This is a genomic window from Bradyrhizobium sp. Ash2021 (assembly GCF_031202265.1).
Lineage (GTDB): Bacteria > Pseudomonadota > Alphaproteobacteria > Rhizobiales > Xanthobacteraceae > Bradyrhizobium.
In genome coordinates, this window is the sequence record NZ_CP100604.1 from 852,576 (window position 1) to 879,443 (window position 26,868).

At 63.8% G+C, this 26,868-nt stretch carries 25 protein-coding genes; 18 read left to right on the plus strand and 7 right to left on the minus strand.

Translation table 11 applies throughout. The features are described 5' to 3' along the window. Positions 1-94: 94 nt before the first annotated feature. Positions 95-1,090, minus strand: coding sequence for a TRAP transporter substrate-binding protein (locus NL528_RS03970; RefSeq protein WP_309181414.1), 996 nt, complete (start codon positions 1,088-1,090; stop codon positions 95-97). Between the two features lie 213 nt (positions 1,091-1,303). Between NL528_RS03970 and ugpB the strand changes: the two genes are divergently transcribed. Further along, entirely contained in the window at positions 1,304-2,614 is a 1,311-nt protein-coding gene (ugpB, locus tag NL528_RS03975; protein ID WP_309181415.1) for a sn-glycerol-3-phosphate ABC transporter substrate-binding protein UgpB, read from the plus strand. A gap of 71 nt (positions 2,615-2,685) precedes the next feature. Here ugpB and NL528_RS03980 read toward each other — a convergent pair whose 3' ends face one another. Both NL528_RS03980 and NL528_RS03985 read right to left on the minus strand, forming a co-directional pair. Continuing rightward, the gene (locus NL528_RS03980) at positions 2,686-3,132 is read right to left on the minus strand and encodes a host attachment protein (RefSeq protein ID WP_309181416.1); all 447 of its coding nucleotides are present in this window, start codon (positions 3,130-3,132) and stop codon (positions 2,686-2,688) included. Between the two features lie 87 nt (positions 3,133-3,219). Beyond that, complete coding sequence (locus tag NL528_RS03985) at positions 3,220-3,618, minus strand: DUF3775 domain-containing protein (RefSeq protein ID WP_309181417.1); 399 nt, start codon at positions 3,616-3,618, stop codon at positions 3,220-3,222. A 271-nt stretch (positions 3,619-3,889) separates the two neighbouring features. Here NL528_RS03985 and NL528_RS03990 point away from each other — a divergent pair, with 271 nt between their 5' ends. From NL528_RS03990 to NL528_RS04030, 9 genes are all read left to right on the plus strand, one after another. After that, positions 3,890-4,039, plus strand: a complete 150-nt coding sequence (locus tag NL528_RS03990) for a hypothetical protein (protein WP_309181418.1) — start codon at positions 3,890-3,892, stop codon at positions 4,037-4,039. A 264-nt stretch (positions 4,040-4,303) separates the two neighbouring features. Beyond that, entirely contained in the window at positions 4,304-5,926 is a 1,623-nt protein-coding gene (locus NL528_RS03995) for an ABC transporter substrate-binding protein (protein ID WP_309181419.1), read from the plus strand. A gap of 6 nt (positions 5,927-5,932) precedes the next feature. Further along, the gene (locus tag NL528_RS04000; RefSeq protein WP_074271529.1) at positions 5,933-6,946 is read left to right on the plus strand and encodes an ABC transporter permease; all 1,014 of its coding nucleotides are present in this window, start codon (positions 5,933-5,935) and stop codon (positions 6,944-6,946) included. 11 nt (positions 6,947-6,957) lie between these two features. Beyond that, complete coding sequence (locus tag NL528_RS04005; RefSeq protein WP_309181420.1) at positions 6,958-7,857, plus strand: ABC transporter permease; 900 nt, start codon at positions 6,958-6,960, stop codon at positions 7,855-7,857. A gap of 205 nt (positions 7,858-8,062) precedes the next feature. Further along, positions 8,063-9,898: an ABC transporter ATP-binding protein gene (locus NL528_RS04010; RefSeq protein ID WP_309181421.1), complete on the plus strand. Its 1,836-nt coding sequence runs from the start codon at positions 8,063-8,065 to the stop codon at positions 9,896-9,898. A gap of 74 nt (positions 9,899-9,972) precedes the next feature. Then, a complete protein-coding gene (locus tag NL528_RS04015; protein ID WP_309181422.1) occupies positions 9,973-10,155 on the plus strand; it encodes a DUF4089 domain-containing protein in 183 nt (60 codons plus the stop codon). A 7-nt stretch (positions 10,156-10,162) separates the two neighbouring features. Further along, positions 10,163-11,560, plus strand: coding sequence for an AtzE family amidohydrolase (locus NL528_RS04020; RefSeq protein ID WP_309181423.1), 1,398 nt, complete (start codon positions 10,163-10,165; stop codon positions 11,558-11,560). Positions 11,561-11,564: 4 nt separating this feature from the next. Beyond that, entirely contained in the window at positions 11,565-11,963 is a 399-nt protein-coding gene (hpxZ, locus tag NL528_RS04025) for an oxalurate catabolism protein HpxZ (RefSeq protein WP_309181424.1), read from the plus strand. Further along, the gene (locus NL528_RS04030) at positions 11,960-12,697 is read left to right on the plus strand and encodes a GntR family transcriptional regulator (protein WP_309181426.1); all 738 of its coding nucleotides are present in this window, start codon (positions 11,960-11,962) and stop codon (positions 12,695-12,697) included. Before hpxZ ends, NL528_RS04030 begins: the two co-directional genes overlap by 4 nt. Positions 12,698-12,832: 135 nt before the next feature. Here the strand turns inward: NL528_RS04030 and atzF are convergent, their stop codons facing one another. Further along, positions 12,833-14,629, minus strand: a complete 1,797-nt coding sequence (gene atzF / locus NL528_RS04035) for an allophanate hydrolase (protein ID WP_309181427.1) — start codon at positions 14,627-14,629, stop codon at positions 12,833-12,835. Between the two features lie 332 nt (positions 14,630-14,961). Here atzF and NL528_RS04040 point away from each other — a divergent pair, with 332 nt between their 5' ends. Beyond that, complete coding sequence (locus NL528_RS04040; RefSeq protein ID WP_309181428.1) at positions 14,962-16,821, plus strand: feruloyl-CoA synthase; 1,860 nt, start codon at positions 14,962-14,964, stop codon at positions 16,819-16,821. Between the two features lie 240 nt (positions 16,822-17,061). On the opposite strand, the gene NL528_RS04045 is transcribed toward NL528_RS04040, so the two are convergent. Continuing rightward, positions 17,062-17,574 carry a MarR family transcriptional regulator gene (locus NL528_RS04045; RefSeq protein WP_309181429.1) on the minus strand — a complete coding sequence of 171 codons (513 nt, stop codon included), beginning with the start codon at positions 17,572-17,574 and terminating at the stop codon, positions 17,062-17,064. 101 nt (positions 17,575-17,675) lie between these two features. Between NL528_RS04045 and NL528_RS04050 the strand changes: the two genes are divergently transcribed. The 3 genes from NL528_RS04050 to NL528_RS04060 are packed head-to-tail and all read left to right on the plus strand — an operon-like array spanning position 17,676 to position 20,525. Beyond that, the gene (locus NL528_RS04050) at positions 17,676-18,920 is read left to right on the plus strand and encodes a cytochrome P450 (protein WP_309181430.1); all 1,245 of its coding nucleotides are present in this window, start codon (positions 17,676-17,678) and stop codon (positions 18,918-18,920) included. A 9-nt stretch (positions 18,921-18,929) separates the two neighbouring features. After that, positions 18,930-19,253, plus strand: coding sequence for a 2Fe-2S iron-sulfur cluster-binding protein (locus tag NL528_RS04055; protein ID WP_309181431.1), 324 nt, complete (start codon positions 18,930-18,932; stop codon positions 19,251-19,253). A gap of 57 nt (positions 19,254-19,310) precedes the next feature. Beyond that, the gene (locus tag NL528_RS04060) at positions 19,311-20,525 is read left to right on the plus strand and encodes an ABC transporter substrate-binding protein (protein ID WP_309181432.1); all 1,215 of its coding nucleotides are present in this window, start codon (positions 19,311-19,313) and stop codon (positions 20,523-20,525) included. 159 nt (positions 20,526-20,684) lie between these two features. Here the strand turns inward: NL528_RS04060 and NL528_RS04065 are convergent, their stop codons facing one another. Both NL528_RS04065 and NL528_RS04070 read right to left on the minus strand, forming a co-directional pair. Then, complete coding sequence (locus tag NL528_RS04065) at positions 20,685-21,959, minus strand: NAD(P)/FAD-dependent oxidoreductase (protein ID WP_309181433.1); 1,275 nt, start codon at positions 21,957-21,959, stop codon at positions 20,685-20,687. 115 nt (positions 21,960-22,074) lie between these two features. Continuing rightward, positions 22,075-23,481 (minus strand): DHA2 family efflux MFS transporter permease subunit, encoded by a 1,407-nt coding sequence (locus tag NL528_RS04070; protein ID WP_309181434.1) that lies wholly within the window; start codon positions 23,479-23,481, stop codon positions 22,075-22,077. 178 nt (positions 23,482-23,659) lie between these two features. Here NL528_RS04070 and NL528_RS04075 point away from each other — a divergent pair, with 178 nt between their 5' ends. From NL528_RS04075 to NL528_RS04090, 4 genes are all read left to right on the plus strand, one after another. Then, positions 23,660-24,406, plus strand: coding sequence for an SDR family oxidoreductase (locus tag NL528_RS04075; protein ID WP_309181435.1), 747 nt, complete (start codon positions 23,660-23,662; stop codon positions 24,404-24,406). Positions 24,407-24,502: 96 nt separating this feature from the next. Further along, a complete protein-coding gene (locus NL528_RS04080) occupies positions 24,503-25,255 on the plus strand; it encodes an SDR family oxidoreductase (protein ID WP_309181436.1) in 753 nt (250 codons plus the stop codon). A 91-nt stretch (positions 25,256-25,346) separates the two neighbouring features. Beyond that, entirely contained in the window at positions 25,347-25,655 is a 309-nt protein-coding gene (locus NL528_RS04085; protein WP_309181437.1) for a hypothetical protein, read from the plus strand. Between the two features lie 6 nt (positions 25,656-25,661). Further along, complete coding sequence (locus NL528_RS04090) at positions 25,662-26,549, plus strand: sigma-70 family RNA polymerase sigma factor (RefSeq protein ID WP_309181438.1); 888 nt, start codon at positions 25,662-25,664, stop codon at positions 26,547-26,549. Positions 26,550-26,868: the final 319 nt, after the last annotated feature.

Here is a 26,868-nt window from a genome sequence, read left to right on the forward strand (position 1 = left end):
CGCACGCAGCAGCTGGACGATGCGAAAACGGCCGCGCGCGGCGAAGCCCGCCGACCGTTCCACTGCCTTGTCCTGTTGCGGTGCTCCGGCCAATTCACTCCACCTTGCGAATTCGTTCGATCAGTTGCGCGACCGCGGGGTCGCGCTGCGCCTTGGCGTAGAGCCCGGCCATCGCCGCCTCGAACGGCTTGCGGTCGATATCTGTGACGATCTTGACGCCGGCCGCTTCGGCCTGCTTGCGCGACCGTTCTTCGAGATCCCGCCACTTTTCACGCATGAAGCGGCTGGAGCGCAGCGCCGACTCGCGGAAGATTTGTTGATCTTCGGCCGAGAGGCTGCCCCAGGCCTTCTTCGACATCACCAGCACTTCCGGGCTCATCGTGTGTTCGGTGAGGGTGTAGTAGCCGGCATATTTGAAGTGATCGGTGGTGACGAAGGACGGCCAGTTGTTCTCAGCGCCGTCGATCAGCCTGGTGGCAAGCCCGGTCAGCACCTGCCCGTAGGGCAGTTCGACCGGCTCGGCGCCGAGCGACTTGATCATGTCGGACATCTGCTCGGACTGCTGCACGCGCAGCCGCAAACCCCTGAGGTCGGCGATCGAGCGGATCGGCCGGACGCTGTTGTAGATCGAGCGGGCGCCGGAATCATAGAACGCGAGGCCAACGAAACCATAGGGCTCGAAGCTGTCGAGGATCTCGCTGCCGATCGGCCCATCCAGCACCTTCTGCAAATGCCCGATGGAGCGAAACAAAAACGGCATGGCCAGCACATTCATCGCCGGCACCAAGTTTCCGATCAACGCGACATTGGTGCGATTGAGGTCGATCGCGCCGACCCGGGTCTGCTCCAGGGTTTCCTTTTCCTCGCCGAGCTGGTGCGAATGGAAGACCTTGATCTGGTGGCGACCGCCGCTGCGCTCCGCGACCATGCTGCCCATATACAGCAGCGCCTGGACGGTCGGATAATCCTCGTTCTGGGTGTCGGCGGCGCGGAATTCGCGCGCAAACGCACTCGTTGCGGCCACTGCGGCGAGCAGCGCGACAACAAGCGTCATGGTCCGCGAAAGGTCGGCGCGGCGGTACACTGGCAACAAATCCCCTTGTGATGAAGTCTGCGGCGGGAAGAAAAGGTTCAACTAATTTTACAGAACTGGGCGGATATGGCTATCCTGCCGATATCGTTAATTGTGCTCAATGACAGGCGATGGCGGATTGATCCCGCTGTCGCCGGGTCCTATGACGGCGGGCAGCGCAGACGCTTCATTTCGGCGCCGGATGAGAGTGTTTCAACGGTGAAGTTGAATTTGAGATTCTTATACCTCGCAGCCCTCGCGACCATCGCCCTTGTGTCTCCCGCGCAGGCCGCCACAGACATCCTGTGGTGGCACGCGATGTCGGGAGAACTCGGCAAGCAGGTCGAGAAGCTCGCCGCCGACTTCAATGCATCTCAGTCCGAATACCGGATCGTGCCGAGCTACAAGGGCAATTACACCGAGACGGTGACGGCGGCGATCTTCGCCTATCGTTCGCGAAGCCAGCCCGCCATCGTTCAGGTCAACGAGATCGCGACCGCAACCATGATGGCGGCGAGGGGCGCCATCTATCCCGTGTTCGAATTGATGCGGGACCAGTCCGAGATGTTTTCGCCCCGCGCGTATCTGCCGGCCGTGACCGGCTATTACTCCGACGTGGCCGGCAACATGCTGTCGTTCCCGTTCAACAGCTCGACGCCGATCCTGTATTATAACAAGGATCTCTTCCGCGCCGCCGGCCTCGATCCGGAAGTGGCGCCGAAGACCTGGCCGGAGGTTGGCGCCGCGGCGAAGCGGCTGCGCACCGCGGGCGCCGTTTGCGGTCTGACCACCTCCTGGCCGTCCTGGATCAATGTCGAGAATTTTTCCGCCTTCCACAATCTGCCGCTCGCGACCCGCGCCAACGGCTTTGGCGGTCTCGATGCGGAGCTGACCTTCAACAATCCGGCGGTGGTGCGCCATATCGCGCAACTTGCGGAATGGCAGCAGACGAAGGCGTTCGACTACAGCGGCCGGGGCCAGACCGCCGAGCCGCGATTTCAAAAGGGCGAGTGCGCGATCTTCATCGGCTCGTCGGCGACGCGCGCCGATATCAAGGCCAATTCGAAATTCGAGGTCGGCTACGGCATGATGCCCTATTGGCCCGACGTCGCTGACGCGCCGCAAAACAGCATCATCGGCGGCGCCACCCTGTGGGTGTTGCGCGACCGGCCGCGCGCCGAATATGCCGGTGTCGCCAAGCTTTTTGCATTTCTGTCCAAGCCGGAGATTCAGGCGGCCTGGCACCAGAACACCGGCTATCTGCCGATCACCCGCGCCGCGTTCGACCTGACCCGTGCGCAGGGCTTCTACGATCGCAATCCGGGAGTGGCGATCTCGATCGAGCAGATGATGTTGAAGCCGCCGACCGAGAACTCGAAGGGAATCCGGCTTGGATCGTTCGTCCTGATCCGCGATGTGATCGACGACGAACTGGAGCAGGCTTTTAGCGGCAAGAGGTCGGCGCAGGCAGCCATGGACCTGGCCGTGGAGCGCGGCAACCGCCTGCTGCGCCAGTTCGAGCGGGCCAATCCGGATCGATAGGCCGAGGTACTTATGCTTGGTTCACGGAGAGATCAGGCGCGACTACCGGCGTTAACGACCATACCCAAGGCTCACGCCAGCAGTTGCTCCTCGATTTGATGGACTGGCATCTTCACGAGATCCTTGCCGACTTCCGATTGAACCGCCTTGCGAACGGCATCCGAATAATCCGGCCGGATCATGCCCAGCGCGCGCGGCGACGCGACGATGGTGAGCGCCGTGGTTTCGCCGGTTGTGACCGCAACGTCGAGCCGGTCGGCAAGAGCCCGCAAGAACGCGCGCTCAGACTCATCATGCCAGTCGGTCTGCTCAACCGAGCTTCGCGCGGTACCGATCGACGAATGCACGCTGCCCGGCGCATCGGTTCCTTGCGCGCGCGTCGCTAGGTCCGGGTGCTCGCGCACTTCCTTTGTGTGCAGGTTCGGAAACATGCGGTTTCCGAGATTTTCGAGGATAAGCGCCTTGCGCCCATCGCATACGACGATCCAGTCACCAGTGCCGATCTTCATTTTGGTCATTGAAGCACTCCATCCTTCAGAATGCCGGTCACGGTGCGCATTTCCTGCGCGACGCAGATTGGCTCGGGAGTCAAAGCATTCTGGAAATCAAAGATGCTCTTCGAAAGCCTCAAATGACTTGCCGAACTGCGACAGGGCCTCCTCCAGATAGTCCGCCAGCATCGGCGTCCCGATCAGGTAGGATGCTGTACGATTGTTGTGGGCACGCTCCGCTTCCGAGCGCAGATCGCGCCAATTGTCGAGATCGCCGTCACCGCGGCCGAGCCACATCAGGGCGACGAGGTCAATCTGCTCGTCGACGTTCAAATCCCGAATGAAGCGGGAGAGTTCCGAGCGATCGGTGCTCTTGCTGTGATCCTCAGCCACATCGTCACTCGAATCGGAGTTGGCATCCGGTCCGATGGCGTTACTGTCGGATTGCCGTGACTTCGTTACAATGAAGAATACTTTTTCCGGCGATATCGACAGGTTCGGGGCATTTCGCATACGGACCTCCCGGGTGCAGGCTTTCACTCCCCGATAGAACCAGGGTCCCCGCACCAGCGTTGCCTTGCGCGAGATCAATAGATCGTCACTGGGAACACAGGGCGTCGCGGACCCGTCTGACGAGATCCGTTAGTTGATCCGTCTGGCTGCCGATTAGGGCGCCAATGCCGGCCGGGCAGCTGTTCGCGGCGGCCAAGGACACCGGCAATGTCGCGCTCCATGATCTCCTGATCAAGCGGTTTCCCGACACTGTCTGCGTCGCGCGTCGCTTTTGTCCGACAAGCGCTATCCCCGCTACCGCCCGACCATGGCAGCACTCCGCGCGCTGAAGAAGATCGATGCGAACCAAGGCTGCACCCGGCAGAAACGGATCGCCGCACCGCGCTGCCTGCGCATCAACAGCGAGGATTTTTGCGATTAGCGGGACGGGGCCCCTGCGATCTTCAAATCATGGGGCCCTCGCCCAACGAGCGGGCGCCAAAAAGTACCTGATCAATATTTAGGCAACACCATGGCTTTGTATGCAATATGACGCCCAATCGAATGCGGTCGTCTCGCGGCAGAAAATCGATATTCTCAAGTTAAATCATTCGGTTAAGGTGCAATTGACGTTCCGTTAAGGTTTGGCACGAACCTTGCGATTCCCGTTCCAAAGCCGGCTTTCCTCGGGCGTTGGAGCATCTCCATGAAGCGTCGCGATTTCCTGAAATCCGTGTCCGGATTGGCCGCCGCCGGTGCCATGACGCCCGCGCCCGCGATCTGGTCCGCGGCGAAGGCCGACGCCCGCTCGGAGACACTGTTGATCGTCTCCGAAGGCGGCCCGAACAATCTCGACATTCATGGCGTCGGCACCAATGTGCCCGGCTATGAGGTGTCGTGGAATTGCTACGACCGGCTGATCAGCCACGAGATGAAGAGCGGTCCCGGCGGCGTGCCGTATTACGACCGCGACAAGTTCAAGCCCGAACTCGCTGAAGACATGAATGTCGGCGACATGTCGGTGACGTTCAAACTAAAGAAGAACGCGAAATTCCATGACGGCACGCCGGTCGCGGCGAAGGACGTCAAATGGTCGCTCGACCGAGCGGTCTCTGTCGGCGGTTTCCCGACCTTCCAGATGAGCGCGGGCTCGCTGACCAAGCCCGAGCAGTTCGTCATCGTCGACGACAACACGGTGCGGGTGGATTTTGCCAAGAAAGATCGCCTGACGATTCCCGATCTCGCGGTGATCGTGCCCTGCATCGTCAATTCGGAGCTGGTGAAGAAGAATGCTTCCGAAAAAGATCCCTGGGGCCTCGAGTATACAAAGCAGCAGACCGCGGGCTCCGGCGCCTACAAGGTGACAAAATGGACCGCCGGCACCGAAGTGATCATGGAGCGTAACGACGAGTGGGTCGGCGGTCCCTTGCCGAAGATCAGACGCGTGATCTGGCGCATGGTGCCGCAGGCCGGCAACCGCCGCGCGCTCCTGGAGCGCGGCGATGCCGATATCTCCTATGAGCTGCCGTACAGGGACTTCCAGGAGATGAAGGCCAACGGCAAGCTCGACGTGGTGTCGCTGCCGTTCTCCAACGGCATTCAGTACATCGGCATGAACGTGACCAAGCCGCCGTTCGATAATCCCAAAGTGCGTCAGGCGATGGCCTACGCGATGCCGTACCAGAAGATCATGGACGCGGTGCTGTTCGGTCTCGCCAATCCGATGTTCGGCGCGCCGGTCGGCAAGGCCACCGAAGTCGCGTGGCCGCAGCCGACCAAATACATGACCGACATGGCCAAGGCGAAGGCGCTGCTCACCGAGGCCGGTTACGCCGACGGCTTCGAGACCACGATCTCGTTCGATCTCGGATTCGCCGGGGTCAACGAGCCGCTGTGCGTACTGGTGCAGGAGAGCCTCGCCCAGCTCGGCATCAAGACCACGATCAACAAGGTGCCCGGCGCCAACTGGCGCACCGAGCTGAACAAGAAAGAAATGCCGCTCTACACCAACGTATTTTCGGGCTGGCTCGATTACCCCGAATACTTCTTCTACTGGTGCTATCACGGCAACAATTCCGTCTTCAACACCATGAGCTACAAGTCGCCGGAGATGGACAAGTTGATCGACGGCGCGCGCGCGGCAGCCGCAACCGGCGACATGTCGGCCTACGACGCCGACGTCAAAGGCTTTGTCGATCTCGCCTTCTCAGACATCCCGCGCATTCCGCTGTATCAGCCCTTCGTCAACGTCGCGATGCAGAAGAACATCTCGGGCTATCAATACTGGTTCCACCGTCGCCTCGACTATCGCGCGCTGGCCAAGGGGTAACCCGCCATGCTGACCATGATCGGCAAGCGGCTGATGTTTGCGATTCCGTCGCTGATCGGGGTCGTGATCGTGACGTTCCTGTTGACACGCGCGCTGCCCGGCGATCCCGCGGCGTATTTCGCAGGCCCCGCGGCGGGCAAGGAGGCGGTCGAGCAGATCCGCAAAAAACTCGGCCTCGACAAGCCGCTGATCGAGCAGTTCTTCCGCTACACCAATGATCTCGCGCATGGCGATTTCGGCAACTCGCTCACCACGGGTCAGCCGGTCGCGACCGAAATCCGCAACCGGCTGCCGGCCTCCGCCGAGCTGACGCTGCTCGGCCTCGTCGTCTCCATCGTGATCGCAATCCCGCTTGGCGTGCTCGCCGCGACGAGACCGGGTTCGTGGATCGACCATCTCTGCCGCGTCACCACCACTGCCGGCGTGTCGCTGCCGGTGTTCTTCACGGGGTTGGTGCTGGTCTACGTCTTCTATTTCCGGCTTGGCTGGTCGCCGGCGCCGCTCGGCCGGCTCGACGTGTTCTACAGCGCGCCGCCGACGGTGACCGGCTTCTATCTGATCGACACCCTGATCGCGCGCGATTTCGAGGCGTTTCGCTCCGCGCTCAGCCAGTTGATCCTGCCGGCGGTGACGCTCGCGGTGTTCTCGCTGGCGCCGATCGCGCGCATGACCCGCGCCTCGATGCTCGCGGTGCTGGCCTCGGACTTCGTGCGCACGGCGCGTGCAAGCGGGCTGTCGCCGGGCACCGTGATCGTCACCTATGCGTTCCGCAACGCGATGCTGCCGGTCATCACCACGCTCAGCATGGTGTTCTCGTTCCTGCTCGGCGCCAACGTGCTTGTCGAAAAAGTCTTCGCCTGGCCCGGCATCGGCTCCTATGCGGTGGAAGCGCTGATCTCGTCGGACTTCGCGCCGGTGCAGGGTTTTGTGCTGACCATGGCGGTCATGTATGTGCTGCTCAATCTGATGATCGACATTCTCTATGGCGTGATTGATCCCAGAGTGAGGCTCGAAGGGTAAGGGGCAAGAGCATGAGCACCGTCGCGCCTGCCGTTGAACCCGTCGGTCCCGCGCGCACCTCGGGACTATCAGCGATCTTCGAACACACCCGCTATGTGCTCGGCGAGAACCGCGTCACCGCCTTTGCGTTCGGGCTGCTGATCGTGATCGTGTTCGCGGCGCTGTTCGGCCCTTACGTCGTTCCCTACGATCCGCTCGCCAGCGATACCGCCGCGGCGCTGAAGTCACCGTCGGCGGCGCACTGGTTCGGCACCGATCAATTGGGCCGCGACATTTTCAGCCGCGTCATCGTGGCAACCCGCCTCGATAGCTTCATCGCGATGGCATCGGTGGTGCTGGTATTCCTGATGGGCGGCCTCGCCGGTATCGCGGCGGGCTATTTCGGCGGCTGGACCGATCGCATCGTCGGCCGCATCGCCGACACCATCATGGCGTTTCCGCTATTCGTGCTGGCGATGGGCATTGTCGCGGCACTCGGCAATACCGTGCAGAACATTATCATCGCCACCGCGATCGTGAATTTCCCGCTTTATGCCCGCGTCGCCCGCGCCGAGGCCAACGTTCGCCGCAATGCCGGCTTCGTGCAGGCGGCGCGGTTGTCGGGTAATGGCGAGTTCCGGATTCTGCTGGTGCATATCCTGCCGAACATCATGCCGATCATGATCGTGCAGATGTCGCTGACCATGGGCTACGCGATCCTCAACGCCGCCGGCCTGTCGTTCATCGGCCTCGGCGTCCGGCCGCCGACTGCCGAATGGGGCATCATGGTCGCCGAAGGCGCCGGCTTCATGGTGTCGGGCGAATGGTGGATCGCGCTGTTCCCGGGTCTCGCGCTGATGATCGCGGTGTTCTGCTTCAATTTGCTCGGCGATGGTCTGCGCGACATCGTCGATCCGCAGCGGAGGACGTGAGTAATGACAAAGGTGTCGAAGCGCCTCGGTCTCTTCACCTCGCCCCGCTTGCGGGGAGAGGTCGGATCGCTCTTGGCGATCCGGGTGAGGGGGGCCCTCCGCGTACTCTTCTCCCTCCTGAATACGCTGATAGAAGCCCCTCACCCCAACCCTCTCCCCGTAAGAACGGGGCGAGGGGGCGCACGTCGCTCGCGGAGGCATTGATATGACCGCGCAGCCACTGCTCGACGTCAACGATCTCACGGTGGAATTTGCGACCCGGCGCGGCATCGTCAAAGCCGTGCAGCACGTCAACATCACTGTGGCCAAGGGCGAGACGCTGGGCATCGTCGGCGAATCCGGCTCCGGCAAATCTGTCACCTCTTACGCCGTGATGCGGATCCTCGACCGCGCCGGCAAGATCGCCGAAGGCTCGGTGATGTTCTCCGGCATCGACGTCAGGGCCGCGACCGAGAACCAGATGCGCGATCTGCGCGGCCGCGAAATCTCGATGATCTTTCAGAACCCGCGCGCGGCGCTCAATCCGATCCGCAAAGTCGGCGACCAGATCGAGGACGTGCTGCGTCAGCACGTGCAGGCCGCGGCGAGCGATCGCGGCGAGAAGGCGATCGAGGCGCTCGAAGCGGTCAAGATCGCCCGTCCCCGCGAGCGCTATCACGCCTATCCCTTCGAATTGTCCGGCGGTATGTGCCAGCGCGTCGTGATCGCGCTGGCGCTGGCCTGCAATCCGCAGCTTCTGATCGCGGACGAGCCGACCACCGGCCTCGACGTCACCACGCAAAAAGCCGTGATGGACCTGATCGTCGAACTGACGAAGCGCCGGTCGATGTCGACCATCCTGATCACGCATGATCTGGGACTGGCTGCCGCCTATTGCGACCGCGTGATCGTGATGGAGAAGGGCCGCGTTGTCGAGACCGCGAAATCGGCCGATATTTTTGCCAACCCCGAACACGCCTATACCAGGAAGTTGATGCGCGCGACGCCGCGGCTCGGCGTTTCCTTGCGCGATCTATTGCCGGAGGAAGAGGTGGCGGCGCTGCCTGCAATCCCGCCCCGCCCATCATCCGTCATGGCCGGGCATAGCCGTCTGAAGGACGGCGTCGCTTCCGCTCGCCTATGCCCGGCCATCCATCCTTCCTCGCAAGACTCTTCCCCAAGTGCGATCGACCCCCGGGTCAAGCCCGGGGGTGACGAAAATGCAAAACCGCTGCTTCTGGTCGAAAAACTGGTCAAGGAATATCCGCGCCAGGGCGCGACCGCCACGCTGGGCAAATTGTTCGGCCGCAAGCCGCCGGTCGAGGCCGAGCAGTTCCGTGCGGTCGACGGCATCAGCTTTTCCGTCGGCCATGGCGAGAGCGTCGGTTTGGTCGGCGAATCCGGCTGCGGCAAATCGACCACGTCGATGATGGTGATGCGGCTGTTGGACCAGACCTCGGGCCGCATCATGTTCGACGGCGACGAGATCGGCGGCATCCTGCCCAATGCCTTTGCGCGGCTTCCGTTGCGCAAGAGCATCCAGATGGTGTTCCAGGATCCGACCGACAGCCTCAATCCCCGCTTTACCGCCGCGCGCGCCATCGTCGATCCGATCATGCAACTCGGCGACATCAGGGGACGTGACGCGCTGCGCGCCCGCTGCGAGGAACTCGCCGGCCTCGTCGGGCTTCCGGTCAACCTGCTGGACCGGTTCCCGCATCAATTATCCGGTGGACAAAAGGCCCGCGTCGGCATCGCGCGGGCGATCGCGCTGTATCCAAAGCTGGTCATCCTCGACGAGCCGACCGCGGCGCTCGACGTTTCCGTGCAGGCGGTGGTGCTCAATCTGCTGCAGGACCTCAAGGCGTCGATGGGCATGAGCTATCTGTTCGTGTCGCATGATTTGAACGTAGTGCGTTTGTTGTGTGATCGCGTCATCGTGATGCGGGCGGGTCGAATCGTCGAACAAGGTCCGTCCGAACAGGTCTTGGGTAATCCGCAGGATGCCTATACAAAGGAGCTGCTGACGGCGATCCCGCATCCGCCGTTGCCGGTGCACTAGAGCATGATCCGGAAAAGTGGATACCGGTTTTCCCACAAGATCATGCTCAAACAAGAAGTTTGATTGGGAGAGTGATGGCAGCCGATCCGCTGGATGAATATATCGACGCCGTCTCGAAGGCGCTGGCGCTACCGGTCGAGGAGGCCTGGCGGCCGGCGGTCAAGGCCAATCTCCAGGTGTCGCTGAGGCTGGCGCGGCTGGTCGATGAATTTGCATTGCCCGACGAAACCGAGCCGGCCAGTGTCTATACAGCCTGACATCGCGATGACCGAAAAACCCGAGGCATTGTCGGCCGCTGAAACCGCGCAAGCGGTCGGAAGCGGCAAGCTGTCGGCACTCGCCGCGACCGAAGCGGCGCTGGCGCGGATCGCCAGGCATGACTCCGTTCTTAATTCCTTCACCGACGTCACCGCCGATCGCGCCCGCGCCAAAGCGCGCGCCGTCGATGCTGCGATCGCGGCGGGGGAGAAAGTCGGCCCGCTCGCCGGTGTACCATTCGCGGTGAAAAACCTGTTCGACGTGCAGGGATTGCCGACTCGCGCCGGATCGAAGATCAACCGCGACCTCAAGCCTTCATCGCGTGACGCAACGCTGATCGAGCGTTTGGAAGCGGCAGGGGCCGTGCTGGTCGGCGCGCTCAACATGGGCGAATACGCTTACGACTTCACCGGCGAGAATGTGCATGACGGCCCGTCACGCAATCCGCACGATCCGACGCGGATGACCGGTGGCTCTTCCGGCGGTTCCGGCAGCGCGGTCGGTGGCGCCCTGGTGCCGCTGGCGCTCGGGTCCGACACCAATGGCTCGATCCGGGTGCCGTCGTCGTTCTGCGGCATCTTTGGCTTGAAACCGACTTACGGCCGGCTGTCGCGCGCAAGGTCGTTTCCGTTTGTCGCAAGTTTTGACCATCTCGGCCCGTTCGCGCGCCATGTCGGCGATCTCGCGCTGGCCTATGATGCGATGCAGGGACCCGACGCCGCCGACGCGGCCTGTACGACGCGGCCGGTCGAACAGGTCGCGCCATTGCTGGCGCAGGACATCGGGAGCCTGCGGGTCGCGATCGCCGGCGGCTATTTTCAGCAGAACGTTTTTCCGGAAGCCGTCGAGGCCGTCGCCCGCGTCGCTAAGGCGCTTGGCGCCACGCGGATCGTTGAAATCCCCGAAGCCGCACGCGCCCGCGCCGCAGCCTATGTCATCTCCACCACCGAAGGCGCTTCGCTGCATCTCGACCGCCTGCGCAAGCGACCGAACGATTTCGATCCGGCGGTGCGTGACAGATTGATCGCAGGCGCCATGGTTCCCGCGCCACTGGTCGATCGCGCCCAAAAATTCCGGCGCTGGTACCGCGCCCAGGTGCTGGAGCTGTTCAAGTCGGTTGACGTGATCATCGCGCCGGCCACGCCCTGCGTCGCGCCAAAACTTGGACAGGTGAATTTCGTGCTCGATGGCGTCGAATTGCCGGTGCGCGCCAATATCGGCATTCACACCCAGCCGATCTCCTTCATCGGCCTGCCCGTGGTCGCGGTGCCGGTGCCGCTGGAGCCGATGCCGATCGGCGTCCAGATCATCGCCGCACCCTGGCGGGAAGACATCGCGTTGCGCGTGGCTTACGCGCTGGAGCGCATGGGCGTCGCCGCGGCACCTTCGCCGAGAGGATTATAGAGAAATGGAAATCGATCTGCCCGACGTACTGGCCGAAGTGACCGCGCAGTTCGCGCGTTACGAGAAGGCGCTGGTGTCGAACGACGTCGCCGTGCTCGACGAACTGTTCCGCAAGGATTCGCGCACGCTGCGCTACGGCATCGGCGAAAATCTCTACGGCTATGACGCGATCATGGCATTTCGCGCGGCACGTTCGCCCGTGGGGCTGATGCGCAAGACCGACAAGACCGTCATCACCAGCTATGGCCGCGATACGGCGGTGGCTTCCACGCTGTTCCGTCGCGACGGCGCGCCGGGCCGGGTGGGGCGGCAGATGCAGACCTGGATGCGGTTTCCGGAGGGCTGGAGAATCGTCGCCGCCCATGTCAGCATCATCGATGAACCGAAGGATCCGAAGGCATGAGTCTGGACGATCTTCCGACGCAAGCGTCTCCGCCGTCAGGCTCCGAACCCGAAGTCGTGGTTCGGCGCGTCGATCGCGCGTCGCCGCAACCGGACAAGATCACCCGCGCCGAGGAATTGCGGCTGCAACTCGCCGACGAGATCGTGCGCGGCGCGCTGGCTCCGGGGGCCGCCCTTGACGAGACCGACATTGCCAAACGTTTCAACGTCTCGCGCACGCCGGTGCGCGAGGCGCTGCGCCAGTTGGCGGCGAGCGGCCTGGTCGATGCCCGCGCCCATCGCGGCGCGGTGGTGGCGCGGCCCTCGATCGAGCGGCTGACCGGCATGTTCGAGGCGATGGCGGAGCTGGAGGCGATGTGCGCAGGCCTCGCCGCCGAACGGATGTCGCCCGCGGATCGCCACGGCCTGGAAGCGATCCATGAGGAATTGCGGGTGCTGAGCTACACCGGCAATCCCGACCGCTTTCACGAGGTCAATGAGCGCTTTCATAACGCGATCTATGCCGGTTCGCAGAATGGCTATATCGCCGAAATCACCCTGGCGACGCGGGTGCGGGTGCAGCCGTTTCGCCGCGCCCAGTTCCGCAACCTCGGACGTCTGGCGAAATCCCATGCCGAGCACGACCGCGTCGTGGTCGCGATCCTGCGCGGCGACAAGACCGGCGCCGCGGCCGCGATGCGCGCGCATATCGAACTGGTGCGCGGGGAGTATGAGCTCTACGCGGTGTCGGTGTAGGCACCATACGATCCCGTCATTGCGAGGAGCCAACGGGTCGCGCGAACGCGCGCCCGATGACAGGCTCCGCGACGAAGCAATCCATTCCTTCTTTGTGCCGCAAGATGGATTGCTTCGCTTCGCTCGCAATGACGATCAAACCACCGCCTTCTCCGCCATGAACGCGCGCCAGCCACCGAACGACGAAATGTCGCGCGCACCGTTGATCGCTAAGGGCTCGACGAGAAACCCCTTCACATCGCGGCCATCCGCCAGCCGTATCGTGCCGATCGACAGCGGCGGCGGAATCGCGGCGACGAATTTTCCGAATGCGGCCGCCGACAAAGCCCAAAGTTCGAGTTCGATCTGATATCCCTTGCCCGGCTCGACACGGAGCATGCCGGGCTTCGGCGGCGTCGTGCTCAGCGCATAGAGCGTGTAGTCCGGCGCGGTCGCGGCTTCCTCGAGCAGGCGGCCGCCGAGTGTCTTCAATTCGCCGTTCAGCGCCATCCCGGAGAGATGCGCGCCGACCACTGCGATGGCAATTTCGTCGCCGTTCACGCCGGACGGCACCGCCGCCAGCGGCGGCTGCGTCAAGCACTTACTCCCCATCTTCAGTTTTGTATCGGCGTGAAACACCCGCCCGATGCTGGCGAGCTGGGCGTCGTGGCCCGCCGGTGCCAACAGCGTGATGCCGAACGGAATGCCGTCGGGCCGCATCGCCGCCGGCAGCGCCAGTCCGCAGAGGTCGAGCAAATTGACGAAATTGGTGTAGGTGCCGAGCCTGGAATTGAGCTCGACCGGATTGGCCAGCACCTGCGCGGTGGAGTAGGCGGTCGGCGCGGTCGGCAGCACGACGGCGTCGAGACTTGTAAATGCGCGCTCCGCGACGCGGCGCAGCGCCTGCAGGCGATAGAGTGCCGCAAAGGTGTCGGCGGCGGTCAGCCGCGCGCCCGCCGCGGTGATCTCGCGCGTGACCGGGTGAATCGAATCCGGCGACGATGCCAGCATGTTGCGGATCACCAGATAGCGTTCGGCAACCCACGGTCCCTCATAGAGCAGCCGCGCGGTCTCGTAGAACGGCTCGAGATCGAATTCGACCAGGGTCGCGCCGAGCGAGGTCCAGCGCTGCAGCGCCTCGCCATAGGCCTTCTCGGAGGCCTTGTCGCCGAAGAAGATCAATTGGCCGTTGCGCGGGATTCCGAGCCGGAGATTGCCGGGAAACGCGGTCATATTCGCCAGCGGCCGGTTGCGCGAAAACGGATCGGCGCCGTCGGACCCGGCCATGACCGATAGCGCGGTCATGGCGTCATCGACGGTGAGCGAGAACACCGAAATACAATCCAGCGTCCGGCAGGCCGGCACCACGCCGGCGGTCGAGATCAGCCCAAGACTCGGTTTCAAGCCGACGATATTGTTGAGCATCGCCGGCACCCGGCCGCTTCCCGCGGTGTCGGTACCGAGCGCCAGCGGCACGAGGCCAGCGGCAACCGCCACTGCGGATCCCGAACTCGATCCGCCCGGGATCAGATCGCCGCGCATCGGATTGACCGGAATGCCATAGGGCGAGCGCACGCCGACGAGCCCGGTGGCGAACTGGTCGAGATTAGTCTTGCCAATGATGATGGCGCCGGCCGTGCGCAATTTCGCGACCGCGGTCGAATCATGCGCCGGCGAATAGGCAAATGCCGGGCAGGCGGCGGTGGTCGGCATACCCAGTGCGTCGATATTGTCCTTCACCGCGACCGGCACGCCAAGAAGCGGAAGCTGCGCTGCATCCTTCTTCGACAATGCGTCAGCTTCCGCAAGCGCGTCCTTCTCGTCGCGCAGGCTGATGAACACGGCCGGATCGTTGTAGTCGCGGATGCGCGCATAGCTGCGCGCGACGGTCTGCGCGGGCGTTGTGGTGCCGGCGCGATGCGCGGCGACGATCGCAGCGACGGTTTCAGTCAATGGGTGCCCCGTCCGTTGGCTGGCGGAAGCGCGTCATGGCGGACGGCTTTGCAGCGAGAACTATCCACCCCGATTGAAGCAAGCGATGTGCCATTGTGTACATTATCGATGCAGCCCGAGGGATAGAAATCATTTTGTCGGATCAGATGCTTAAGCCAATTATCGGGAAATGGCGAGGGCATGCCGCCCAAACCGAACTGCTCATTTTGTAGGCAGTGCCGTCCCTGAGGTGGCAGCATCCCCGGCGCGCGTTGACACATTGCCGCGCTGTGCGTTTCTCGCGTAGAGCAAAACCATGCCCCGTTCGAAGAGGGTAGGTCCCGAGGAAACCCATGACGTCTTTAGCTGCCCGTCGCGATGATCCCGAAGCCCTGTTTGCAACACCCGCGATCGTCGCGGACCGCCGCGCCGACGGCAGCATCGTGCTGAAATCGACCATGCCGCTCCGTGAATGCGCGCGCTGCGTCGGCGACTGGCTGGAGCATTGGGCCGCGCAAACGCCGGACCGGATATTTCTCGGCGAGCGCGCAAGCGTCGGTGCGCCATGGACCACCGTCACCTACAGGCAAGCCGTCGGCCAGGTGCGCGCGGCCGCCGCCTGGATCCTGGCGCAGGGGTTGAGCGCCGAACGGCCGCTGGTGATCCTGGCGGACAACGGCATTGATCACGCGCTGTTCGCGCTGGCCGCCCAGCATGTCGGCGTGCCCTCGGCGGCGATCTCACCGGCCTATTCGCTGATGTCGAAAGATTTCGACAAGCTCAAAAGCATGATCACGCTGCTGCAGCCGGGCGCGATCTATGTGTCCGGCACAAAGCCGTTTGCGGCGGCGCTTTCGGCGATCCAGCCGCTGCATTCGGCCAGGATCATCAGCGGCAACGCTGCGGACGCCGACGCGATCCTGTTTCGTACGATCGCGGCGACACCGGAAACGCCCGCCGTCGAACAGGCTTTTGCGGCGGTGACGCCGGATACGATTGCCAAATTCCTGTTCACCTCGGGCTCGACCGGCACGCCAAAAGCCGTGATCAACACCCAGCGCATGCTGACCTCGAGCCAGCAGGCCAAGGCGCAGACCTGGGCGTTCCTTGAGGCGGCGCGCGACCTCGTGATTCTCGACTGGCTGCCGTGGAGCCATACGTTCGGCGCCAACCACAATTTCAACCTGGTGCTGCGCAATGGCGGCACGCTCTATGTCGACGGCGGCAAGCCCGCGCCGGGGCTGTTTGCAACCTCGCTGGCGAACCTGCGCAGCGTGATGCCGACGGTCTATTTCAACGTGCCGCGCGGCTTCGATATGCTGATCGCGGCGCTGCGCGGCGACGACGAACTGCGCCGCCGTTTTTTCGGCGAAGTGAAATTCGCGTTCTATGCGGGTGCGGCGTTGCCGCAGAATCTCTGGGACGCGCTGGAAGAGCTTTCGGTCAAAACCAGCGGCCGCGCGCTGCCGATGGTGTCGGCCTGGGGCTCGACCGAAACCTCGCCGCTCGCGACCGACTGCCACTTCCAGGCCAAGCGATCCGGCAATATCGGGGTACCGATCCCCGGCACCGAACTAAAACTGGTGCCTTCCGGCGACAAGCTCGAGGTGCGCGTGCGCGGTCCCAACGTCACGCCGGGCTACTGGAAGGCGCCGGAACTAACTGCGCAGGCGTTCGATAGTGACGGCTTCTATCTGATCGGCGATGCCGTCACCTTTGCCGATCCGGCGCGCCCGGAACTCGGATTGTTCTTCGACGGCCGCGTCGCCGAGGATTTCAAGCTGAATTCCGGCACCTGGGTCAGCGTCGGCACCCTGCGCGTCGCGGGCATATCGGCGCTGGCGCCGCTGGCGCAGGATATCGTCGTGACCGGCCATGGCGGCGACGAGGTGCGCTTCATGGTGTTTCCGAATATTGCCGCCTGCCGCGCTCATGCTGGCTTGTCCGATAGCGCCGACGTGAAGGATGTGATCGGCCACGAAAGAGTTCGTGCCGCCTTCGCACAAGGCCTCGCAAAGCTAAAAACGCAAAGCGGAAACTCCTCCGGTCACGCGACGCGGGCGCTGCTGCTGGCCGAACCGGCGTCGGTCGATGGCGGCGAGATCACCGACAAGGGCTACATCAACCAGCGCGCGGTGCTGACCCGGCGCGCCGGTGCGGTGGCGACGCTGGACGATGATGCGTCGGCCGAATGGATCGGCTGCGCGGGGTGAGCTGAGAGGCCGGTTCCGGATCGGCCGCCGGTCCGCCTGCGCTCACCGCCATGGCCGGCCTTCGGGTTTATTGTTGCCAAGGCAACTAATATGTGCAAGCGTTTCCGAAGATGAACAACGAGCCGGTCAACGGCCGCGCCTGTTCGGGGAGGGAAGATGCTTCGCAGCCTAGCTGGAACCGGGCGAATGCTTGCCGTACGCGATACGCGCGGCGGCGCGTCTGCGCGGCCAGGAACCGGTCTAACCGGTGACGGCGCCGAGGTTTTCGTGGATGCGTCGCAGCAGGTCGATCAAGACTTCCTGTTCGTCCTTGTTCAGGCAGGACAGCAACCGGCGTTCGCGATCGAGCGCCGCGATGATGACTCTATCATGCGTCGCGCGGCCTTTTGCCGTCAGCGAGATCGAGTGGCTGCGGCCATCGTCCGGGTCGGTCCGGATCGCGACGAGGCCGCGTTTCTGCAGCAGCGCGAGCGTACGGCTCACCGGACCCTTGTCGAAGCCAATCACGTGGCAGATACGCGATGCGGGAATGCCCGCTTCGATCGCCAGCAGCGACATGATCCGCCACTCCGTGACATTGACGCCGAATTTTCGCTGGTAAAGTGTCGTGGCGCTGTTCGAGAGCTTGTTGGCGATGAAGGTGACGAAGGCCGGAACGTAGCGATCGAGATCGAGCGTGGGCCCATGATCGGCGTCTGCGGTTTCCGCCGGCTTCGTCCGGCGTGGCTTCCTGGGGGACGGACTGCTGCTCATATCCCTGATCGTCGTTACGGGGTGCGGTCGAGAAGTAGAGACATAGGGCGGCCTTTTACAAGACTAAACTTCCTTACAAGAACAAACTTCGGGAGGTCCCGATGAGTGCAGCGAACATACCTGCGTCGCACGGCGGCGCCGGTCCGGCGGTCAACGGTTCACCCGGCATTTCCGGCCTCGATGTCGATCCGTTTGCGATCGAATTCTTTGAGGATCCGTTTCCGACGCACGAGGCGCTGCGGGAGGCCGGACCCGTCGTGCATCTCGACAAGTGGAACGTGTACGCGGTGGCGCGCTATGCCGAAGTTTGCGCCGTGCTCAACGATCCCCTGACCTTCTGTTCCAGCCGCGGCGTGGGTTTAAGCGATTTTGCCAAGGAGACGCCGTGGCGGCCGCAGAGCATCATTCTCGAGGCTGACCCGCCGGCGCATACGCGGACCCGCGCGGTGCTCAGCAAGGTATTGTCGCCCGCGGTGATGAAACAGCTCCGCGAAGGTTTTGCCGCGGCCGCCGAGGCCAAGGTCGACGAGTTGCTGGCGCGGGGCAGTTTTGACGCCGTCGCCGATCTCGCCGAGGCTTATCCGATGTCGGTATTTCCCGACGCGATGGGCCTGAAGCAGGAGGGCCGCGAGAACTTGCTGCCCTATGCGGGGCTGGTGTTCAACGCGTTTGGCCCGCCGAACAAGCTGCGCCAGGACGCCATCGAACGCTCGGCGCCGCATCAGGCTTATGTCGCCGAACAATGCCAGCGCGAAAATCTCGCGCCTGGCGGGTTCGGCGCCTGCATCCATGACCGCGCCGACGCCGGCGATATCACCGCGGCCGAAGCGCCGTTGCTGGTGCGCTCGCTGCTCTCGGCCGGGATCGACACCACGGTCAACGGCATCGGTGCTGCAATCTATTGTCTGGCGCGTTTCCCGGAAGAATTTGCGCGGCTGCGCCGCGATCCATCGCTGGCGCGCAATGCGTTCGAGGAGGCGGTGCGCTTCGAAAGCCCGGTGCAGACCTTCTTCCGCACCACGACCAAAGAGGTCGAGATCGGCGGCTGCCGGATCGGCGAGGGCGAGAAGGTGCTGATGTTCCTCGGCGCCGCCAACCGCGATCCCAGGCGCTGGAGCGACCCCAATCGCTACGACATCACCCGCAAGACCTCGGGCCATGTCGGCTTCGGCGGCGGTGTCCACATGTGCGTCGGCCAATTGGTGGCGCGGCTGGAAGGCGAGGTGATGCTGGCGGCGCTGGCGCGCAAGGTCGCGGCCATCGAGATATCAGGGCCGGTGAAGCGCCGCTACAACAACACGCTGCGCGGGCTGGAAAGCCTGCCGGTCACTTTCACCCCCGCCTGAGGCCGGACCATGCCGATCATTACCTTCATTCGTCCCGACAGCCGAACCGAACGCATCGAAGCCGAACCCGGCGAGAGCGCCATGCTGGCGGCGACCCGGCATGGCATCGACGGGATCGTGGCCGAGTGCGGCGGCAACGCCATGTGCGCGACCTGCCACGTCTATGTCGATGACCGGTGGATTGGCCGGCTGGCCGCGATGGGTGACGAGGAGGATGCGCTGCTCGACGGCACCGCCTCGGCGCGTCAGCCGGGCAGCCGGCTGTCTTGCCAGATCAAGATCACGCCGGAGCTCGACGGCCTGGTGCTGCGGCTGCCGGAACGGCAGATCTGATTTCAGCGATCGCGCCCGGCAATTTACGGGATCGCGCCATCAAGGGGAGGGACAACGATGAAAGGCTTGAATTGGGTTGTGGCGCTTGCCGCGACATGCGTGATAGGGGGCGCGGCGCAGGCCGAAATTTCCGGTAACGTCGTCCGCATCGGCGTGCTCAACGACATCTCCGGCATCTTTCAGGACACCAACGGCATGGGCTCGGTGGAAGCCGCGCGCATGGCCGCGGAGGATTTTGCCGGCGGGGCCAAGAACATCAAGGTCGAGATCGTCTATGCCGATCATCAGAACAAGGCCGATGTCGGCTCGGCGATCGCGCGCAAATGGCTCGACGTCGACGACGTCGATGCCATCGTCGACGTGCCGAATTCGGCGGTGGGCCTCACCATCAATTCGCTGCTGCGCGACACCCGCATGACGTTCCTGGCCTCATCGACCGCAAGCTCCGACCTGACCGGAAAAGCCTGCTCGCCGAACACCATTCAATGGGTCAACGACGCCTGGGCGACCGGCAACACCACCGCGGCGGCGATGATGGCGCGCGGCGGCAAGGATTGGTATTTCGTCACGGTGAATTACGCGCTCGGCCAGGGTATCGAGGCCGAGGCCACCAATTACATCGAGAAACACGGCGGCAAGGTGCTGGGCTCAGCCCGGCATCCGCTCGGCACCTCGGATTTCGCATCCTTCCTGCTGCAGGCGCAGACTTCCAGGGCCAAGGTGATTGGGCTTGCCAATGCCGGCGGCGACACCATCAACGCGGTCAAGCAGGCGGCCGAATTCGGCATCCAGCAGGGCGGCCAGACCATGGTGGCGTTCCTGCTGTTCGTCAACGACGTCCACGGCATGGGGCTGAAGGTGGCCCAGGGCCTGCAACTGCTGGAAGCCTTCTACTGGGACATGGACGACGACACCCGCGCCTTCGCAAAACGCTTCGCGGCGCGGCCGGGCATGAACGGCAAGATGCCGAGCGGCAATCAGGCCGGCGTCTATGCCTCCACGCTCGCCTATCTCAATGCGGTGGCGGCGACCGGCAGCGATGACGCCAAGGACGCCGTGCCGCAGATGAAGAAATTCAAGGGCAAGGACAAATTGTTCGGCGACGTCACCATCCGCCAGGACGGCCGCGTGATTCACCCGATGTATCTGTTCGAGGTCAAGAAGCCGGAGGAATCGAAATATCCGTATGATTATTACAAACTGGTGTCGACGATTCCGGCGGAGCAGGCGTTCCGGCCGATCGGGGATGGCGGGTGTTCACTGGTGAAGTGAGGTCGTAGGTGGGCAAAGCGAAGCGTGCCCACCATTTGGAATGCCAATGTTGGTAGACGGTGGGCACGGCGCTGTCGCGCCTTTGCCCACACTCCAAACTTCTCACCCTAACTCTCCACGCACTCAGGATTCAGGCCATGGCCGGAGAAGCTTGACGCTTCACTGCGTGATCTTGCTGCTGCCCTGTGTGATCAGTCGCGCGGCGCGTTGATCCCTGGCGTGGATCCAGAGCCAGCTCAGTGCGACGCTGAGGCGGTGGCGCAGCCCGATCAGGAAATAGATGTGGGCGATGCCCCAGATCCACCAGGCGAGATTGCCGCGCAATTTGAGCCAGCCGAAATCGATCACGGCCTTGCGCTTGCCGATCTGCGCCAGGCTGCCGGCGTGCTTGTAGCGGAATGGCGGCAGCGTGCCGCCGCTCAGCCGCGCCTTGATGAGGGCCGCGACATAGCGGCCCTCCTGCTTGGCGGCCGGCGCGATGCCCGGCACAGGCTTGCCGTCAGCATCTGCAATCGTCGTGGTGTCGCCGACGGCAAAGATATCGGGATGGCCGGGTATCGTCATATCCGGCAGCACTTGTACGCGGTGGGCGCGATCGGCCGGTGCGCCCAGCCACTCCGCGGCCCGCGAGGCACGGACGCCGGCGGCCCAGACGATGGTTTTGGCCTCCAGCCGGTTGCCGCCAAAGACCACACCATCGGCGGTACATTCGGTGACGGGCTTATCCAGCACCACCTCGACGCCGATGCTTTCGAGCGAGGCTTGCGCATAGGCCGACAGATCGTCCGGAAAACCTGCGAGCACGCGGGGACCTGCCTCGATCAGCACCACGCGCGCCTTCTTGGTGTCGATGTTGCGGAAGTCAGGCGGCAGCGTGTCTTTCGCCAGGTCGGCGATGGTGCCGGCCATTTCGACGCCGGTAGGGCCTGCCCCAATAATGACAAAGGTGAGCAGCGCCGCCCGCCGCTCCGGATCGGTCTCGCGTTCGGCGCGCTCGAACGCGACCAGGATGCGCCGCCGCAGCGTGGTGGCGTCTTCCAGCGTTTTCAGGCCGGGCGCGAACGGCTCCCATTCGTCGTGGCCGAAATAGGCATGGCGCGCGCCGGTCGCCAGAATCAGCGTGTCGTAGGGCACTGCGTCGCCGTCATCGAGCAGTACGCGCTTGGCCGCGGCGTCGACGCCATTGACGTTGGCGAACAGGGTCGTGACATCGGACCGATCGCGCAAGAGATAGCGGATCGGCCAGGCGATCTCGGAGGTCGCCAATGATGCGGTCGCGACCTGATAGAGCAGCGGCTGGAACAAATGATGGTTGCGGCGGTCGATCAGCGTGATCCTGACCGGCGCGCCGGCCAGGCCGAAGGCGGCTTCTAGGCCGCCGAAACCGGCGCCGACGATCACCACGTGATGGGGTTCTGCCGGCGGGCTCGTCATGGGATACGACCTCGGTTTCAGATGTCTCCGTGCGTTCGATTATGTATGCATTTGTGCGTCTGGTCCAAGGTTGGTTTGCCAATCGGCCGATAGCGAAAACGTATCGCGGTTGGTGTCAGGCCTTCTGCGGCACCTGCACACCGGCCACGCGCTGCCGCGCTGGCAGGCATAGACCGGCCAGCGCGCCTGCGAGCGAGAGAGCCGCCGCAACCATCATCGCCGCGGCGAAGCCGGTTGAGAAATTTGCGGCCGAATCGACGGCCCCCCTTGCAGAGAAGACGGCTACCAGGGCTGCAATACCGAACATGCCGCCGAGAAACCGCCCCATGTTGAAGACGCCGGAGGCCTTGCCCATTTCGGTCACGGCAACCGAACTCAGGATCGCGTTCTGCGCCGCCGGCATCGCCATCGACACGCCGACACCGGCCAGGATCAACGGCGCGACCAGTGCTGAATAGGCGAGCCCGGGCATCGCGATGGCGGCGATCCAGCCAAACCCGATCGCCTGCATCAGCAAGCCGGTCACGACCAGCGGCCGTTCGCCGAATTTGTTGACGACCGAGCCTGCGATCGGTGCGGTCACGAACAGCGTCGCGGTCCAGGGCAGCAGCCGAAGGCCGGCACTGAGCGGGCCGGAGCCGAGCGTCGTCTGCAGAAATTGCGGCAGCAGGAACAGCACGCCGTACATCGCCGCGTAAAACAGGAAGCTCGCGGACAGCGCGGCGGAAAATGACCGCGATGCGAACAGTCGCAGCGGTACCATCGGCGCCGCCGCGCGCCATTCCCGGGCCACGAAGGCGCCGGCGAACAGCAGGCCCACAACGAGCGCACTCATCACCTCGGAACTGGTCCATCCCACCAGATTGCCACGCAGAAGGCTCCAGACCAGCGCCAGCGCTGCAATCGCGACCAGCAGCAATCCGGGGATGTCCAGCGCTGCCGACGGCCCGAGACTTTCGCGCAAACGGGCGACCACCAAGCCAATCGCGATCATGCCGATGGGAAGGTTGATCCAGAAGATCCAGCGCCAGCCAAAGCTTTCGGTGATGAAGCCGCCGATGGCCGGGCCGACGATCAGCGCGAATCCGGTGACGCCCGAGAAGATGCCGAGCGCCCGCGCGCGCTCTTCCTTCGGGAATGCGCCGCTCAGGATCGCCATCGCCAGCGGCATCACCAGTGCGGCGCCGGCGCCTTGCCCGGCGCGGGCCGCGATCAGCCATCCGGCCGAGCCGGCCAGTGCACAGGCTGCCGACGCCAGCACGAACAGCGCAATGCCCGCGGCAAACGTCCGCCGCCGCCCGAACCGGTCGCCGAGCGCGGCGCCGGTCAGGAGCAGCACGGCAAAGGTCAGGTTGAAGGCGTTGACCGCCCATTGCAGCGTCTCGACGGAAGCGCCGAAATCGGCGCGGATGGTGGCAAAGGCGGTGGTGATGACCAGCGCATCCAGCGCCATCATGAAGGATGCGAGCGATGTAACGCCGAGCACCCAGTTCTTCGCACTGCGATCGTAGCCTTCCTGCATCGTCCTTCTCCGCTGGTCTTGATGCCGCCTCTCGCGGCGCTCTCGCGGAGAAGACGAGACGGAACAGGCAAAGGATGCGGCCGAAAATTTATTTGTTCGACCCGAATCCTTTTGCGATGGCCGGACGTCTTGAGACCGAACGTCTTGGAACCGAGACGCGATAAGAAAGGACAAGACGATGAATGCACGGAAAATCAAGGGAGCCGTCGCCCTGGTAACGGGCGCCAACCGCGGCATCGGGCGAGCACTGACGGAAGCGTTGCTCAGCCGGGGCGTTGGGAAGGTCTACGCTACTGCGCGCAATCCGGAGGCGCTGCGCGACCTGCGTGACGAGCGGCTCGTTTTGCTGCGGCTCGACGTGACCGACGCGGACCAGATCAGCGCGGCCGCGGACGCGGCTTCGGACGTCGATCTCGTCTTCAACAACGCCGGTGTGGCGTTTATGGGCGGAATCGCGGAATCGATCGTCATCGGCCAGGCCCGGCGCGAGATGGAGGTGAACTACTTCGGGCCGCTGCAACTGCTCCAGTGCCTCGCACCGACGCTGGCCAGGAACGGCGGCGGCGCGGTCGTCAACATCGGCTCCGCGGCCGGCCTCACCAACCTCCCCTTTGTCCCGACCTACAGCGCTTCGAAGGCCGCGCTCCATTCCCTGACCCAGGCCGCGCGTATACTCCTCGGGTCACAGGGCACCTCGGTGTTCGGCGTCTACGCCGGCCCCGTCGATACCGACATGAGCCGCGAGCTTGCGATGCCGAAGACCTCGCCGCGCGACGTGGCGTTCGCGATCCTCGACGGGATCGAGGCCGGGCAGGAATACATCTTCCCGGATCCGTTCGCGGCGGATTTCGGCCGACAGTTCGAGTCCTCGCCGAAGGCCTCGGAACGGCAGGTCGCCGCGATGGTAGCTGGCCTGGCGGCGTGAACGAGCGATGCGTCGCCCGAGCACCCGGTGGTGATCTGCATCGACCGGGTGCTTGAAGATAACCGAAACAGTGTTGAAGAAAAGGAACCGATCGCCATGGATATTCTCGATGGACAGAAGGTCGTCGTGACCGGCGGAAGCCGCGGGCTCGGGCTCGGCATCGTCGAGGCGCTGGTGGCCCGCAAGGCGCAGGTGACCGTCGTCGCGCGCGACCCGGAGCGCCTCGACGAAGTCGCAAAACGGCTCGGCGTGAACGTGGTTCGCGGCGACGTCACCGACGCAACGCTTGCGCATGGCGTTCTCTCCGACATCCGACCATCGGTGCTCGTGCTCAACGCCGGTGCGACCCCGCCGATGGGCCCGCTTTACGAACTCAGCTGGGAAGATTTCAGCCGGGCGTGGGACGTCGACGTCAAGGCCGGCTTTCACTGGGTGCAGGAAACGCTGCGGCTTCCCTTAGCCCGCGGCAGTCGCGTGATCATCGCTTCCAGCGGCGCGGCGCTGAACGGCTCGCCGCTGTCCGGCAGCTATGCCGGCGCCAAACGGATGCTGTGGCTGATGGCGGTCTACGCCAACGATCTGGCCAAGCGGCTCGATCTCGGTATCCGCTTCCAGGCGATCGTTCCGCAGCAGATCATCGGCGACACCGAGCTTGGGCGCACCGCGGCCGAGGCTTACGCGAGCAGCAAGGGCGTCAGCCTCAAAACCTTCCTCGCCGGCTTCGGGGCGCCGATGCCGCCGCGCAAGGTCGGCGACAACGTCGTGTCGATCCTCACCGATCCCGCCTACGCGACGGGCGTGGCGTTCGGCATGAAGGGCGACCTTGGCATCGTCCCGCTCGACGCCTGAAATATTTTTGGCGCGGCCGAATCCTTTTGGTCGTGCCAAACGTCCTTGGCCAGAGAGGCGATGATCGTATCGCGGAACAAGGGAGACAGCGATGAAACGGACCCTGATCAGGTACAAGGCGAAGCCGGAGGCGGCCGACGGCAATGCCGAGCTGGTGGCGGCGGTGTTCGCGGAATTAAAGGCTGCCAAGCCGGAAGGCATCCGCTATCTTTCGCTGCGTCTGGAGGACGATACGTTCATCCATTTCGTCGAGACCACGACCGATGGCGGCTCCAGCGGATTGACCAAACTGGCGGCGTTTCAGGCGTTCCAGAGCGGGATTCGGGAGCGTTGCGCCGAACCTCCGGTGCCCCGCGGCGTTACCATTGTCGGCAATTATCGCATGCTGGGTGAATCCTGAGGCAGAATGAAACCGGTCCTGGAAGTGTTGGCCACCGACGATATCGACCAGTTATTGGCAGTGATGCGCCCAAAACTGCATCGCTATTGCGCGCGCATGGTCGGCTCGGTGATCGATGGCGAGGATGTGCTGCAGGATGCGCTGATCAAGGCGGTGGAGGCGTTCGCCACCAAAGGCCCGATCGGCAATCCCGAGGGCTGGCTGTTTCGGATCGCGCACAATACGGCGCTGGATTTCCTGCGCCGGCGCAACCGGCAGCAGGCGCTCCAGTCGGACGAGGAACTGGACATGATCGCCGATCAGCTTGATCCCGTCTTGAGCCGTCAGATCGCAACGGCCAGCCTTCGCACCTTCATGCGGCTTCCGGTCGCGCAGCGGTCCAGCGTGATCCTGATGGACGTGCTCGGCTGCTCGCTACAGGAAGTCTGCGAGGTGATGGATTTCAGCCTTCCCGCAGTAAAGGCTGCGCTGCATCGCGGACGCACGCAACTGCGCGAACTGGCCGAGGAACCGGAGGAGGCGCCGCACCCGAAATTGTCGGACGCCGATCGCAAACGCCTGTCCGCCTATGTCGCGCATTTCAACGCGCGGGATTTCGACGCCATCCGCGCCATGATCGCCGACGACGTGCGGCTCGATCTCGTCAACAAGACCCGCCTGAACGGCAAGGCCGAAGTCTCCCGCTATTTCGGCAATTACGACAAGATCACCGACTGGCACCTGGTGCCGGGGCTGGTGGAGGGCCGTCCCGCCATCCTGGTGTTCGATCCCAACCAGCCGGGCTCAGGACCTAAATATTTCATGCTGCTGAACTGGTCGGCCGACAAGGTCGCGACCATCCGGGATTTCCGCCACGTTCCTTACATCATCGAGAGCGCGGAATATTTGATCTGACCACTCGGCCTATGCCCGAGGCGCTGACGTGCGCCCGCGCGCTTCTCGACACGACGCTTACGGCCGCCAGCAGGATTTTGAGGATTCCCCGCCCGGTTGGCCGTAGCAGCCGACCTGCGGATAGGGGCATCCCGCAAACTGCGACAATCCCAACCCACCGACCTGAACTATAATTCTTGCCTTTCGCGTCATCAGCGAATTATGGTGCAGGCGGCTAGGGTATGAGCCGAAGGTTCTAAAGGGAGCCATCGGTTCGGGCTTGCTGGGGACTTGCGATTTCGCGCACAAAACACGTCACCGTGACCAACGGAACGACGGG